The organism is Pseudomonas sp. BNK-44-b (genome assembly GCF_047456245.1).
Lineage (GTDB): Bacteria > Pseudomonadota > Gammaproteobacteria > Pseudomonadales > Pseudomonadaceae > Aquipseudomonas > Aquipseudomonas machongensis.
The window spans coordinates 2,014,781-2,028,044 of the sequence record NZ_CP179908.1 but is presented as its reverse complement, the minus strand read 5'-3'; the positions used below and the strand labels follow the sequence as shown (position 1 = coordinate 2,028,044).

At 65.8% G+C, this 13,264-nt stretch carries 9 protein-coding genes; all 9 read left to right on the top strand.

The window, feature by feature from the left end:
• The first annotated feature begins 1 nt into the window (after position 1).
• The 9 genes from ACMGGG_RS09130 (at position 2) to ACMGGG_RS09090 (ending at position 13,222) form a co-directional block, all read left to right on the top strand.
• Positions 2–1,012, top strand: a complete 1,011-nt coding sequence (locus ACMGGG_RS09130; RefSeq protein ID WP_414155318.1) for a polysaccharide deacetylase family protein — start codon at positions 2–4, stop codon at positions 1,010–1,012.
• Positions 1,009–2,313 (top strand): lipopolysaccharide biosynthesis protein, encoded by a 1,305-nt coding sequence (locus tag ACMGGG_RS09125; protein WP_414155317.1) that lies wholly within the window; start codon positions 1,009–1,011, stop codon positions 2,311–2,313. Before ACMGGG_RS09130 ends, ACMGGG_RS09125 begins: the two co-directional genes overlap by 4 nt.
• Positions 2,310–4,220 (top strand): hypothetical protein, encoded by a 1,911-nt coding sequence (locus ACMGGG_RS09120; RefSeq protein WP_414155866.1) that lies wholly within the window; start codon positions 2,310–2,312, stop codon positions 4,218–4,220. Before ACMGGG_RS09125 ends, ACMGGG_RS09120 begins: the two co-directional genes overlap by 4 nt.
• 34 nt (positions 4,221–4,254) lie before the next feature.
• Positions 4,255–4,944, top strand: coding sequence for a GNAT family N-acetyltransferase (locus ACMGGG_RS09115; protein ID WP_054893951.1), 690 nt, complete (start codon positions 4,255–4,257; stop codon positions 4,942–4,944).
• Between the two features lie 4 nt (positions 4,945–4,948).
• On the top strand, positions 4,949–6,109 hold the full coding sequence (locus tag ACMGGG_RS09110) for a GNAT family N-acetyltransferase (protein WP_414155315.1): 1,161 nt from the start codon (positions 4,949–4,951) through the stop codon (positions 6,107–6,109).
• Entirely contained in the window at positions 6,081–6,848 is a 768-nt protein-coding gene (locus ACMGGG_RS09105) for a ChbG/HpnK family deacetylase (RefSeq protein ID WP_414155314.1), read from the top strand. The genes ACMGGG_RS09110 and ACMGGG_RS09105 overlap by 29 nt, the downstream gene beginning before the upstream one ends.
• A gap of 150 nt (positions 6,849–6,998) precedes the next feature.
• Positions 6,999–10,883: a dermonecrotic toxin domain-containing protein gene (locus ACMGGG_RS09100; protein WP_414155313.1), complete on the top strand. Its 3,885-nt coding sequence runs from the start codon at positions 6,999–7,001 to the stop codon at positions 10,881–10,883.
• Positions 10,884–11,034: 151 nt separating this feature from the next.
• Positions 11,035–12,654, top strand: a complete 1,620-nt coding sequence (locus tag ACMGGG_RS09095) for an NADP-dependent glyceraldehyde-3-phosphate dehydrogenase (protein ID WP_414155312.1) — start codon at positions 11,035–11,037, stop codon at positions 12,652–12,654.
• A 100-nt stretch (positions 12,655–12,754) separates the two neighbouring features.
• On the top strand, positions 12,755–13,222 hold the full coding sequence (locus ACMGGG_RS09090; protein ID WP_414155311.1) for a VOC family protein: 468 nt from the start codon (positions 12,755–12,757) through the stop codon (positions 13,220–13,222).
• The last annotated feature ends 42 nt before the right edge of the window (positions 13,223–13,264 follow it).

Genomic DNA, 13,264 nt, shown 5'->3' with positions numbered 1-13,264 from the left:
CATGCCGATCAAGACGACGATCAAACAGGCCAGTGGCTGGCTGTATTTCAAGTCGCCCAAGGGCCGCGCCGAATTGCGCGGCGCCGGGGTGATCCTCATGCTGCATCGAGTACTGGCCGATGATGCCAGCGCCACCTTGCCGCACCGCAACGAGCTGTGCGTCGGGCCGCGCGCCTTCGAAGGGTTGCTGCGCTGGCTACCGCGGCACTTCGACTGCGTCAGCCTCATGGACCTGCTCAAGGACCATGAGACACCCCGCAGCAACCAGCGCCCCAAGGTTGCCCTGACCTTCGACGACGGCTGGCGCGACAATGCCAGCAACGCCTTCCCGCTGCTGCGCAAGCACCAGGTGCCGGCGAGCATTTTCCTGTCCACCGACTACATCGGCAGCCGCCAGCGCTTCTGGTGGGAAAGCGTCGGCGAGACCCTGTGGGGCAGCCACGGCGAACCTGCGCGGCACAACCTCATCGAGTACCTGCGCAAGCTCGGCCGACCGCTGCCGGCCGCCTACTTCATGAACGACCGCTCGCAAGCGTGCAGCCAGGTGCTGGCGCACTACCTGCAAAGCCTCAAGAGCCTCAGTCCGCAGGCCCTGCAGCAACTGACCGACGCCTGCCCGGCCGAATCGCTGCCCCAGGCCATGGACTGGCAGCAAGTGCGCGAGCTCGAGGATTCGGGCCTGGTGCGCTTCGGCCCGCACGGCGCCAGCCACGCGTTGTTGCCCTATCTCGACGACCGGCGCCTGGACGAGGAACTGCAACGCAGCCATGCCGCGCTGGAGCATGGCTGCCAGCAACCACTGCCGGTGTACTGCTACCCCAATGGCGATCATGACGACCGCGTGCGCGCACGCGTGGCGGCGCACCGCTACCCCTTCGCCCTGAGCACGCGCGCCGGCATCTGCCAGGGGCATGACGATCCGCTGGCCCTGCCACGCATCGGCGTCAGCCAGCGCAATGCCAGCCGCCCATCGCTGCTGGCCTGGCGCATCAGCCGCGGGGGCCGCTCATGAGCCGCAACCATTACCTGCGCCATCTGGCGCTGAGCATGGGCACCAAGCTGGCGATGATCGGCCTGCGCCTGCTGCGCAACGTGCTGCTGGCGCGCATCCTCGGCCCCAGCGAGCGGGGCTTGTTCGCCCTGCTCAGCACCCTGCCCGACCTGATCAGCGCCGCCACCAGCGGCGGGCTGAACAGCGCCGTTGGCTACCAGGCGGCCAAGCAGCGCGACATGGGCCTGCTGCTGACCCAGGTGCTGGTCTACGGTTGCCTGCTGGCGGGGCTGTTGACGCTGGTCTGCGTGCTGCTGGTGCGCGAGTTCGGTGCCGACCTGGACATCACCCTGCAGTTGGGCCTGCTGGCCTGGCTGTTGCTGCTGGCGGTGCCGATGACCGTGCTCAAGAGCGGCCTGCTGACGCTGCACAACGCCAGCGGTGGCGTCGGCGCGTTCAACGTGCTGCGCCTGACCGAATCGGCGGCACCGCTGCTGCTGTTTCTTGCGCTGTTCTGGATGTGGCGTGAAGAGGCGCTGGAGGCGGCGCTGATCAGCTGGCTGGTGGGCATCGCCCTGGTGCTGGTGCTGGGCCTGTGGTGGCTGCGCCGCCAGCATCCGCTGGCGCTGCGCTGGGACCGCGGCGGCCAGCGCGAGCTGCTCAGCTACAGCGCCAAGAGCCATCCTGACCTGTTGTTCCAGCAAGTCATTCTGCGCTCGGACTACCTGTTCATCGGCGCCATGCTCGGCAGTACTGCACTGGGCCACTACGCCATGGCCAGTGCCGCCGCCGAACTGCTGCTGATCGTCCCGGAAGCGGTGACCACACCGCTGATGAAGCGCCTGCTGCAGCAGGACGCCGGCATGGAAAAACTCACCCCCCTGGCACTGCGCCTGACCGCCACGGTGATGCTCGGCGCCTGCCTGTGCATGGCGGTGATCGGCGACTGGCTGATCGTCACCCTGTTCGGCATGGCCTACCAACCGGCCTACCCGGCCCTGCTGGCCTTGCTCCCAGGGCTGCTGGGGCTGTGCTACGCCAGCATCCTGCGCCTGGACCTGCTGGGCAAGAATCGCCCCGGCACGGTATCGCTGATGATGGGTGCAGGCGCCGCGCTGAACCTGGTGCTCAATGTGCTGCTGATCCCGACCTGGGGCATCGTCGGCGCCGCCGCGGCGTCATCGATCGCCTACCTGGCGGTGACCGTGGCCATGCTGGTGCTGTACTGCCGCCTGAGTGGCGTGCCGGTACTGCACACCCTGATCATCCTGCCCAGCGACTTCGCGCCGCTGCGCCAGATGTTGCAGCGCAGGCCAGCATGAAACGCTGGCTGCTGCTCTGTGCCCTGTGGGTGCCGCTGGCACCTGCGGCCCCCCTGCAATGGGGCGATATCCGCGATGGCAGCCTGTACCTGCAACCAGGACGCAACGATGAACTGCGCTTGCGCTGGCACCCGGCCTGGCAGGCCGACGCCAATGCCGAGCGCATCTTCCTGCTCGACGGCCGTGGCCAACTGCGCGGCGAGCGGGCGATCAAGGCCGAGGAATTGCGCGGCGATCAGCGCTGGCCGCTGAGCGCCGACGCCGGCCCCTATCGCCTGGAAGTCCCTGGGTACAGCTTCCGTGGCTACCAGATCGAGCACAGCGACACCACGCGCGCCCTGTTCGCCCCCGCCAAGGTGCACTTCAGCGCCGAGGTCGGACCACGGGTCGAGCTGTATTTCCGGGTCAAGGCCGGTGAGCAGGCGACGCTGGCCGGCAAATTCCACGGCGGCGTGCGCGGGCTTTCGGCGCAACGCCTGAGCGACGGCCAGCAGGTCGAGGTGGCGCTCAAGCCCTACCCGGCCTACTGGCGCTTCGACCAGCAGACGCTGCCAGTCAGCCCCCGCGACGAAACCTGGCGCCTGCGCCTGCAAGGGCGCGGCAAGGCGGCATTCTGGCTCGACGGCAGCGCCAACCTGTTCGCCCAGCGCGCCGATCATCTGGGCGATGTCGCCAACCTTGCCGGGCAGGTGCGGCTCAAGCTCCAGGCCAAGGTGCTCGGCCCCACGCCGCTGCTGGGGGTCAACCTGCCCTACGTACTACCGCCACCGTCGAGCTTCGCGGCCCTGGACGCCCTGCGTCCGCAGGCGGCCGGCTACTACAGCTTCATGGACGTGCTCGCCCGCCAACCCGGCTATGAAGACGCCTGGCGACGCCTGTACCAGCGGCGCTTCGGCATCACCCAGGACATCACCCTGCTCGCCGGCACCGGTAGGCGCGCCGACCTGGCCGCCGATCGCACCAGCCACGATGGCCTCGATGCCTGGCTGGCCGGCACCGCGCGCCTGGGCGGCAAGGGCCTGCACTACCTGGCCTTCGCCGACGAGCCGAACCTCAATTACCGCAACTATGAAAGCTACCGCGACTTCTTCACCGGCATGGCCCAGCGCGTAAGCGCCTGGCCGGGCGCTCGGGAGGCAGGCGTGCGGATCGCCATGCCCGCTTCATCACGCCTGCTCGGCGGCCCCTTCACCCAGGGCAGCAAGGACCTGCGCGGCATCGACTGGGCCCGGCGCCTGCTCCAGGAGCACGGTGCGCAGATCGATGCCCTGGCCTGGCACGAATGGATGGTCCGCGACCTGCTCGCCACCCGCAGCTACCGCGACAGCGTGCGCCAGGCCGCGGCCTTGGTCGGCCTCGACAACCAGGGCCGCCCGCGCAAGGCGCTGCTGCTCGACCAGACCAACCTGTCCAGCGGCTCCAGCCTCAGCCCCTATGACCAGAACACCCACTACGCTGGCCTGTGGTGGGCGTCGGTGGTGATCAACGCCTCCGCCGACGGCCTGTTGGACATGCTCAACTGGTTCCATGTCGCCGACGAGCCCGAATGGCCGAAGGGCATGATCCGCGTGCTGGGCGATGAGCGTTTCGAGCTCAAGCCGGTGGGCCTTGCCCAGCAGTTCATCCAGCGCCACTGGCTGCGCCAGGTGCTGGCCCTGGACAACGACGCCTTCGAGGTCGACGTCCTGGCCATGGCCGACGGCCGTCAGCGCAGCCTGCTGGGGGTCAACAAGGCCGAGCGCGTGCAGCAGGTCGAGCTGGCACTCGGCGACTGCCCGGCCGCCCGGCTCGAGCTGTTCGGCCCCGATAATCAGCCGCGCCCTGCCCGCGTCAGCTGCCAGCAGGGACAGATCCGTTTTCAACTGCCAGGGCAGACCTTGTTTGCCCTGACCTGGAGTGCGTCATGAAACGCACCTCGATCTGCCATGAACAGGAGGCACCATGCGTGCATTGAGCAAGATCCAGGATCGCATCAAGCGCAAGGGACTGCGCAACACCTTGAGCAGCGCCTGGCGACACTACGTCTTCTATCATTGGGAGCTGGTGTGGATGGAACGCGACCTGGAAACCCCGGTGCCCCCGCACCGCCTCAAACCCTATGCGCGACTGCGCCTCGAAAACATCACCGTGAACAACGTCAAGGCCTTCACCCGGCATTTCGGCGACCGCGTCGAGACCATGCGCGAGCTGGCCGCCGAGGGCTACACAGGCTTGATGTTCGTAGATGACGAAGGCGACACCGTGGCCTTCATCTGGGGCAGCGCGCGCAACTACCACGACCGCCACTACTATGGGTGCTGGTTTCCGGTAGGCCCGGGCGAGTTCTTCGAATTCGGCGGCGAGTTGATCCGCAAGTACTGGGGCAGCGAGCTGTCGGTGGACTTGCAAGTGGCGTTGTGGAAGGCCATGGCCGCGCAGGGTTGCACCAAGGTGGTGGACGTCTGCGAACAACACAACATCCCGGCGCTCAAGCTGCACCTGCGCATGGGCTACCAGGAGCAAGGGCGCATCATGAATGTCTACTGCCTGTTCGGGCGCTGGAAGTTCTTCCGCGAGAGCCGCTACAGCGAGTCGCGCCTGGAAACCTTGCGTAAACCGGCGTCCGAAAGCGCCACGGCCACGGCGTCCTGACCCCATGGCCCTGCAACTGAGCTGGTGCGCCTCGCTGCGCACCCCCAGCTTCCCCGCCGCCGGCTATGAGGCGCTGCGCCAGCGCGTGGCCGGCAGCACCCCGTTCAATCACCTGGGCTGGCTGCGCGCCGCCGAGGCCGCACTGCAGCCGGGCCAGCAACTGCAGATCCTGCTCGGCCACCTCGATGGCCGCCTGTGCCTGTGCCTGCCGTTGGTGCGCGAGCGCCAGGCGGTCGGCCCACTGAATGTCCCGGTGGTGCGTCACCTGGGCCACCCGCTGAGCGACCGCATCGCGTTGTTGCTCGATCTGCCCGCGCACCACGCCACACAAGTGCTCCAAGCCATCCGCAAGCACCTGCCCCATGCGCTGCTGCAATTGAGTGAAGTGGTGCAAGGTGGCGATGAGAATTGGCTGCGCCAATGGGCTGCGGCCTGTTCGACCTTCGAGCGCCGCCTGACCTGCCGTGTACCGGTGCACCGCATCAGTGAAGCCGACCGCCGGGAGGTCAGTGGCGACCCACGCTACAAGCTGCGCCGTGCACGCAAGCGCATTGCAGCCTGCGGCGCGCAGGTGCGTCGGGTGGTCGCCGACCGCCACAACATCACCGCCCTGCTCGATGCGATCAGCGCCGTGGAAGCGGCGAGCTGGAAAGGCGACGACGACGTCGGCATCTTCTCGGGCAGCCAGCGCCGCGAGTGGATGTACCAGGCCTTCACTGAGCTGGCTGGCGAAGGGTTGGTGTGCCTGGTGTTGCTGGAGCTGGACGGGCGCTGCATCAGCTACCGCCTGGGCCTGCTCGAACACGGTCGCATCTACGACTACAACCTGGCGTTCGTGCCCGAACAGCGCGAGCTGGGCAGTGGCCGGGTGCTGCTCGAAGAGTGGATCCACTGGGGTCTCGACGAGGGCTGGAGCTGGGTCGACGCCTCGCGGGTAAGCCTTGAAAACTCCAGCCACCAATTGCATGAACGCCAGACCGGCCAGGTCGAGCAATGGCGCCTGAGCGGCTACAGCTGGCGCCCCGACGGCATCGCCCTGGGCCTGGCCCTGCGTTGCTGGCGCTGGCTCAAGCCGCGCCTGCGCAAGGCCGACAGTGCAGCCACCGTCACCCCGAACCCCACACAGGAGCGAACGGATGCCATCCCAGGTCATAGTCAACGCTGACGATTTCGGCCTCAGTGCCCCCATCAACGCGGTGATCCTGCACGCGTTCCAGGCCGGGCTGATCAGCTCGGCAACACTGATGGCCAACATGCCGGCGTTCCAGGCCGCGTGCGTACTGGCCCAGCAGCCGGCGCTGAAGGGCCGCATCGGCCTGCATTTCAACCTGACCTACGGCCGCCCCCTGAGCCAGGCGATCCTCGCCGAACCGCGCTTCTGCACCGCCCAGGGCGAGTTCGACCTCGGGCTGCGCCAGCGCACCCTGCGCCTGTCACGCAGTGAGCGCGAGGCGGTACGCGCGGAGCTCGAGACCCAATGGCAACGCTGTGTGGCCCATGGCGTCATTCCCAGCCACCTGGACTCGCACCAGCACGTGCACAACATCTGGCCGGTCGGTGAGGTGGTCGCACGGTTTGCCCGCGAACACGCCATACCGGTGCGTCTGGCGCGCAATGTCGGGGCCAATATCGGGCCACTGAAGCGGGTCTTCAAGACCCTGCTCAACCGGCGCCTGAAACAGCTCTGCGGCGTGACCGCCGACTACGTCTGCACCCCGCTGGATCTCAAGGCCGGACTGGCGCCGGCGCATGGCGTACTGGAGGTGGTGGCCCATCCCAGCGCCCTGGGCGGCCACGACTTCGGTGATGCCTACCTGGCAACCGGGGAATCCCTCAAGAGCCTGGTCGACCGCCAGTTGCAGGGGGTTGAGCGGGTGGGTTATACCGAGTTGAACATGTCCTGACGCCTGCGCACTGGCATGCCCGGTGCGCGTGTGCGTGGTGTGCTTTCGCAGGTAATCCAAAGAAAAGAGCACCACGGTCTGCATCTATCTACCACCCGAATCAGCCATCGATGGCGCCTGCTGTTGCGTTCCACAACAGGAGCGACAGCCATGCCTTCAACTCTCCCCTCCACCCACCAGAACCTCATCACCCAGCGCTTGCCTTCATGGGCGTCAAGACTCAGTGAAGAACAATGGCAAACCCTGCGCGCCAGCGCGCTGCCTCTGCAGGGCCTGCCAGGGCAACACGCCGACGACTTCGAAAACGCCTTGCCCGAACTGCGTGAGGCCGTGCTGGCCAGCGAGGCGCAGTTGGCCACGGCGCAGCAGCGCCTGGCCCGGACGCTCAAGGGCCTCCAGCAGATCGACGAATTCGCCGAGCCACTGCTCGCCGCGCAATTGAAAGCCGAGCACGGGTTCCAGGCCCCGCTGCGCACATCGGAACTGATCCATGTGCATGACCGTTACACCCATGAGGTCTACGTGAGCACCTACGAGCGACGCACATTGCTTGAGGCTGCCCTGCACAACTTCGCCGATGGCATCAGTTTCAACATCAAGAGCGCACTGGCCCTGAAGGGTGATACCGAGATCACCGACATCACGGTGACGGGCACCACCACCCTCGGTGACAGCGAAACCCGAGTGCCCTACCCACTGGCCTCCAAAGCCTTCAGCATCAAGGCGTTGCCGCTTTCACCCGAAGCCTTCGCCAGCACCTGCCGCAATCTCGACCTGGGCCAGCGCTACCAGGAACACCTGCAAGCCAGGTTCAGCCCGCCCGATGTCCGCCCCGCCGCGATCAGGCTCTACCAAAGCAACCTGCAACTGGCGGCAGACCTGGCGCGGCTGCAGCATCGGATCGGCGGCGACGCACGGGATTGCATCCAGCAGCTGCTCGATGACGGATCGGCCCTGCCTTGCCAACGGTTGCAACTGTTCGGCGTGACGCTGCACGAGGCCCTGCTGATCGACGCCGGTGACGTCGGTCGACTGCTGTATCTCCCAGGTCAGGAAGCCGCCGTCCGTGTCTTCAGCAGTGATCAGGCGCTGGTGGTGCAATTGCAGACCGACCTTTGCGACCCCGCCTTTCGCAAACACTGCCTGGCGCTGATCGCCAGCGAAGAACGCCTGCAGTTCCTCGATCGTGCCCGGCAGAACCTCAGCAGCGATGCGCACGCAGGCTATGAGCAGACCTGGACACCGCCTGATGGCGCCGATCTGCACCTGGAGCGGCACGATATCGAAGGGCCGCTGTTCGACTTCCTGTACACCGACCATCTCGCCTGGCTCAAGGCCGAGGCAATGCTGTTCGCCGTGCCCACGGCCCAAGCCGACGAACAGGCGCGCAAGAAGCGCCTGCAGATGTGGGAAAGCCTGGGCTTGAATGCCCTGATGACCATCGGCATGTTCATCCCCGCAGTGGGCGTACTGATGGTCGCGGTAACGGCCTGCCAACTGCTGCATGAGGTCTACGAAGGCTACGAGGCCTGGGAGGTCGGTGATCGCGACGAGGCGTTCCAGCACCTGAAAGTGGTAGGCCTCAACCTGGCAGTGATCGCCGGGCTGTATGTCGGCGGACAGGTAGTACGCACGCTTACCCGCACACCGTTGCTCGAGAGCCTCGATCCGATCACCCGCACCGATGGCAGCCAACGCCTCTGGCGCGGCGACCTGACGCCCTACCGTGTCCAGGCCTCCGAGGCCACACCGGAGTCCTTGCACATGGACGGCCACCGATATCTGCGGCGCTTCGACGCACAGCTGCAGCGCTGGCGACTCGTTCATCCTGATGAACCTGAGGCCTACCAACCGCTGCTGGAGCACAATGACGAAGGCGCCTGGCGCGCCGAGCACGAACAACCACGCGACTGGTCACTGGCGACACTGGTGAGGCGCCTGGACAACCGTCTCGAAGCCTTCACCCCGGCGCAACTGGAGCAGGCAGCACGCATCAGCGGCATGGACGAAGCACAACTGCGCCAGGTACACCTGACCCACGCCAAGACCCCACCGCTGCTGGCCGACACCTTGGCACGCCTGCGCGTGCAACGTCAGATCGCGCAAAACTATCCGACAGCGAGCGCCGCCGAGCGTGACAGGCTGTTCGCCGAAAGCTACGAGGCCAGTGTGCCGGCCCATGTCGACGAAGCGCGGATGCTGCAGGACTACCCCAGACTCGGTGCGCCATTGTGCAGGCGCCTGCTCGGCTCGATGACCACGACCGAACAAGCGGCCTGGAGCACAGGTCAGGTCCTTCCCGCACGCCTGGCCAGACTTGCGCAGGGCCTTGAGGCGCAGTTGCCAGTTGTCCGCGGCCTCGAAGGCCTGTACCTGCCCGAGCTGGCCAGCGCGCACAGCGAACGCCTTGCGCTCAAAGCCATGACCGCGCTGAAAGGCTGGCCACAGGATGTGCGCATCGAGCTGCGCGCAGACAGCCCCCATGGGCCTACCCTTGCCGTAGCTGGCAGCCGCTACGCTACGCGCATGCGGGTCATCACCAAGTCTGCTCAGGGGTACGAGCCCTATCTGGGCGAGCGGCCCGCCCCCACACCCGCCACTGCCGATCTGTGCCAGGCTGCGGTGAAAATACTGTCAGCCAATGAGCGTGCGGCGCTGGCGCTTGAGGCCAGCACCGGTGACAGCCTGCGAGCGCGCCTGACAGCCCTGGTCGACGCCGACCGCCAGGCCTGGGCCCGGCAACTGCGCCCATTCGGCGACTTCGCCTGGTTAAGGCAACAGGGGCTTCGTGGAGGAACGCCGATGGATCCGAACCCTGCACCCGGGATCGAGCCTGAGCCGGCAGTCGTCCCTGCGCCACCTCCCGAACCGATCGACCGGGCGCTTTACCGCCAGGTGCAGCAGATCTACCCCGCCATGAACGACGAAGGCGTCGAAGCCTTCTTTGCCGCGAGTCGCGAGCAAGGAGTGAGCCCGGATCAGGCTGTGGCGTCCCTGAACGCGCAGTATCAAGTAGTGACGGCCAACTTCGCTGCCTGGGCCGAGGGCTCACCTGCCCGAACCCAGGCCATGACGCGACTGCTGAACAGCTGGCGCGGCATGAGTCGACAAGCGCTGGGCGAACAGTGGCTGTTTTCACTGGAGCTGGCCGACCTCGATCTCACCGACGCCGACCTCGCCAGCCTGGAACTACCCCACCACTTCCCGCATGTCCAGCTTCTTGACCTGGCCCGCAACCCGCAAATCAGCACCCTTCCCGCTTCGTTGCTCGAACGCCTGCCCAATCTGCACACGCTGAGCCTGGAAGCGTGCTCGCTGCAACACTTTCCGCAACTGCGCAACCCGCAAACGCTACGCCTGCTGGATCTGGAGGAAAACAACCTGATCTGGAACGAACAGGCACAACAAAGGCTGAACCAGATGGTCAACCTCAGGACCCTGGACCTCACCAACAATCCGCTGCAGACAAGCCCTGCTCTGGAAGCCCTGCCCAACCTGGAATCGCTGCTGCTCGGCAATTGCGGACTGAGCGAAATGCCCGCTGGCCTGGCGAACATGCGCAACCCGCACATCGTCAATCTGGGCGAAAACCGTTTCACCGAACTGCCACAGCCGCAACCTCTGCCGCGTCCGCTCGCTATGGTCATGCGGCTGGAAAGCCAACACATGGACGACGGCATGATTGCGCAGATCAATGCCTACTACGTGCGTTTCGGCGTAGACCTGATGGTCGCCGAGCATGAATACGAAGCCCTGCTGTCCACGGCCAGCGACGAAGACTTCAGCGTCTGGAATCGCCTGCCCCTCCAGTACCGCAGGGACCTGAGGACGCTGATCGAGGATGATCAGTTCAATGCGGCCCCCGAGGCGAACCTCACGGAAATCTGGCGACGCCTTCACCTGATGGATCAAGACGCGGTATTGGGCGAGCAAGCGATTGCCGCGGGGGCCGAGCAGTTGCTGGAACTGCCTTTCCCACCGGCGCCCGAAGCCGAGCTCGCCGAGTCGCCTGAGCCGCCGTCACCGGAAGAGTAAACACCGTGGCCACCCGTCGGCGCCTGTCGGGCGCCAACGGCTTGGCGATGGCGAATCATCGCACTTCAACCAGACTGGAATATTTCCGACTGCAGGTGCATGCTCGGCTGAAGCGTTTCACCTGATCAGCTAAAAGTGAGGTGCAGTACCCATGGACCGTCTGCTCGATTCGCTGTTTCCCACCCCAGAAGACATCCCCGAGGCCTGGCGCCTGGGAGAGCCACTGGAGCAACGCGACTATCTGGTGGCAGGGCAGCTCAGGCGCTGGGACGGGCCGCTGGCCACGGTGCGCAGCCCGGTGTGGCTCAAGGAGGGCGATCAGGAACGCCAGGTCATCCTCGGCAGCGCGCCGCTGCTCGACGCCGACACCGCCCTCACCGCCCTCGATGCCGCGGTGCAAGCCTACGACAAGGGCCGCGGCGTGTGGCCGAACATGCGTGTGGCCGAACGTATCCAGCATGTCGAAGCCTTCCTGGCGCGCATGCGCGAACAACGCAGCGCCGTGGTCAAGCTGCTGATGTGGGAGATCGGCAAGAACCTCAAGGACTCGGAAAAGGAGTTCGACCGCACCTGCGACTACATCGTCGATACCATCAACGCCCTCAAGGACCTGGACCGCCGCTCCAGCCGCTTCGAGCTGGAACAGGGCACACTCGGCCAGATCCGCCGCGCACCACTGGGCGTGGCGCTGTGCATGGGACCGTACAACTATCCGCTCAACGAGACCTTCACCACGTTGATCCCGGCGCTGATCATGGGCAACACCGTGGTGTTCAAGCCGGCCAAGTTCGGTGTGCTGCTGATCCGTCCGCTGCTCGAAGCCTTCCGCGACAGCTTCCCGCCAGGGGTGATCAACGTCATCTATGGTCGCGGCCGCGAGACGGTCAGCGCGCTGATGGCCAGCGGCAAGGTCGATGTGTTCGCCTTCATCGGCACGCACAAGGCCGCCAGCGACCTGAAAAAGCTCCATCCGCGCCCCCATCGACTGCGGGCGGCGCTGGGCCTGGATGCCAAGAATCCGGGGATCGTGCTGCCCGAGGTGCACCTGGACAACGCCGTCGATGAAGCCTTGACCGGCGCCCTGTCGTTCAACGGCCAGCGCTGCACGGCACTGAAGATCCTGTTCGTGCACGAGGATGTGGTCGAGCCGTTCCTCGAAAAATTCCAGCGCAAGCTTGCGGCACTCAAGCCAGGCATGCCCTGGGAGCCCGGCGTTGCACTGACGCCGCTGCCGGAGCCGGGCAAGGTCGACTACCTCGATGGCCTGGTCGCCGACGCGCAGGCGCACGGCGCGAAGATCCTCAACCCGGGGGGCGGCCAGAGCCGGGGGTCGTTCTTCTACCCCGCCCTGCTGTACCCGGTGGCGCCGTCGATGCGCGTCTATCACGAAGAGCAGTTCGGCCCGCTGGTGCCGGTGGTGCCCTACCGCGACCTGCAGACGGTGATCGACTATGTGCTCGACTCCGACTACGGCCAGCAACTGAGCCTGTTCGGCAACGACCCGCAGACCGTCGGTGCGTTGGTCGACACCTTCGCCAACCAGGTCGGGCGCATCAACCTCAACGCCCAGTGCCAGCGCGGCCCGGACACCTATCCGTTCAACGGCCGCAAGAACAGCGCCGAAGGGACCTTGTCGGTGCATGACGCGCTGCGGGTATTCTCGATCCGTACCCTGGTGGCCACCAAGTTCCAAGAGTCCAACAAGACGCTGATCAGCGAGATCATCCGCAATCGCCAGTCCAGCTTCCTGACCACCGACTACATCTTCTAGCCAGCGGCCGCCTAATCGGAAAACGGCATTTGCGCATTCGTCGAAACTGTACAAATATACAGTTTCGACGAATGACCACCTTCCACAGGAGGTATGCGCAATGCCAGCCAAACCCATCCCCGAAGGCCAGCACAACATCACGCCCTACCTGGGTATCAAGGATGCCGCCAAGGCCATCGCCTTCTACAAGCAAGCCTTTGGCGCCGTCGAGATGTTTCGCCTCGACGGCCCCGACGGTCGCGTCGGTCATGCCGAGCTGAAAATCGGCGACTCCTCGCTGATGCTCGCCGACCCCTGCGACATGGACGGTGGCCTCACCGCCAGCCAGTCGCTGCCAGGGGCTGCCATCGGCTTGCACCTGTATGTCGAGGACTGCGACAAGGTCTATGCCCAGGCCGTCGCTGCCGGCGCCACGCCACTGCGAGAGGTGCAGGACCAGTTCTACGGCGATCGCAGCGGTACCTTGAAAGACCCGTTCGGCAACCTCTGGTTCGTGTCGACCCACAAGGAAGACCTGAGCCCCGAAGAGATCCACGCCCGCGCAGCCAAGCTGTTCGGCGGCAACTGAACAGGCGACGAGTCGCAAGCCGCACGCTTGAAGTTGAAAGCG

Excerpts from the sequence above, each read along its gene's own strand:
- ACMGGG_RS09130 (WP_414155318.1), top strand. The coding sequence starts at position 2 with ATGCCGATCAAGACGACGATCAAACAGGCCAGTGGCTGGCTGTATTTC.
- ACMGGG_RS09125 (WP_414155317.1), top strand. The coding sequence starts at position 1,009 with ATGAGCCGCAACCATTACCTGCGCCATCTGGCGCTGAGCATGGGCACC.
- ACMGGG_RS09120 (WP_414155866.1), top strand. The coding sequence starts at position 2,310 with ATGAAACGCTGGCTGCTGCTCTGTGCCCTGTGGGTGCCGCTGGCACCT.
- ACMGGG_RS09115 (WP_054893951.1), top strand. The coding sequence starts at position 4,255 with ATGCGTGCATTGAGCAAGATCCAGGATCGCATCAAGCGCAAGGGACTG.
- ACMGGG_RS09110 (WP_414155315.1), top strand. The coding sequence starts at position 4,949 with ATGGCCCTGCAACTGAGCTGGTGCGCCTCGCTGCGCACCCCCAGCTTC.
- ACMGGG_RS09105 (WP_414155314.1), top strand. The coding sequence starts at position 6,081 with ATGCCATCCCAGGTCATAGTCAACGCTGACGATTTCGGCCTCAGTGCC.
- ACMGGG_RS09100 (WP_414155313.1), top strand. The coding sequence starts at position 6,999 with ATGCCTTCAACTCTCCCCTCCACCCACCAGAACCTCATCACCCAGCGC.
- ACMGGG_RS09095 (WP_414155312.1), top strand. The coding sequence starts at position 11,035 with ATGGACCGTCTGCTCGATTCGCTGTTTCCCACCCCAGAAGACATCCCC.
- ACMGGG_RS09090 (WP_414155311.1), top strand. The coding sequence starts at position 12,755 with ATGCCAGCCAAACCCATCCCCGAAGGCCAGCACAACATCACGCCCTAC.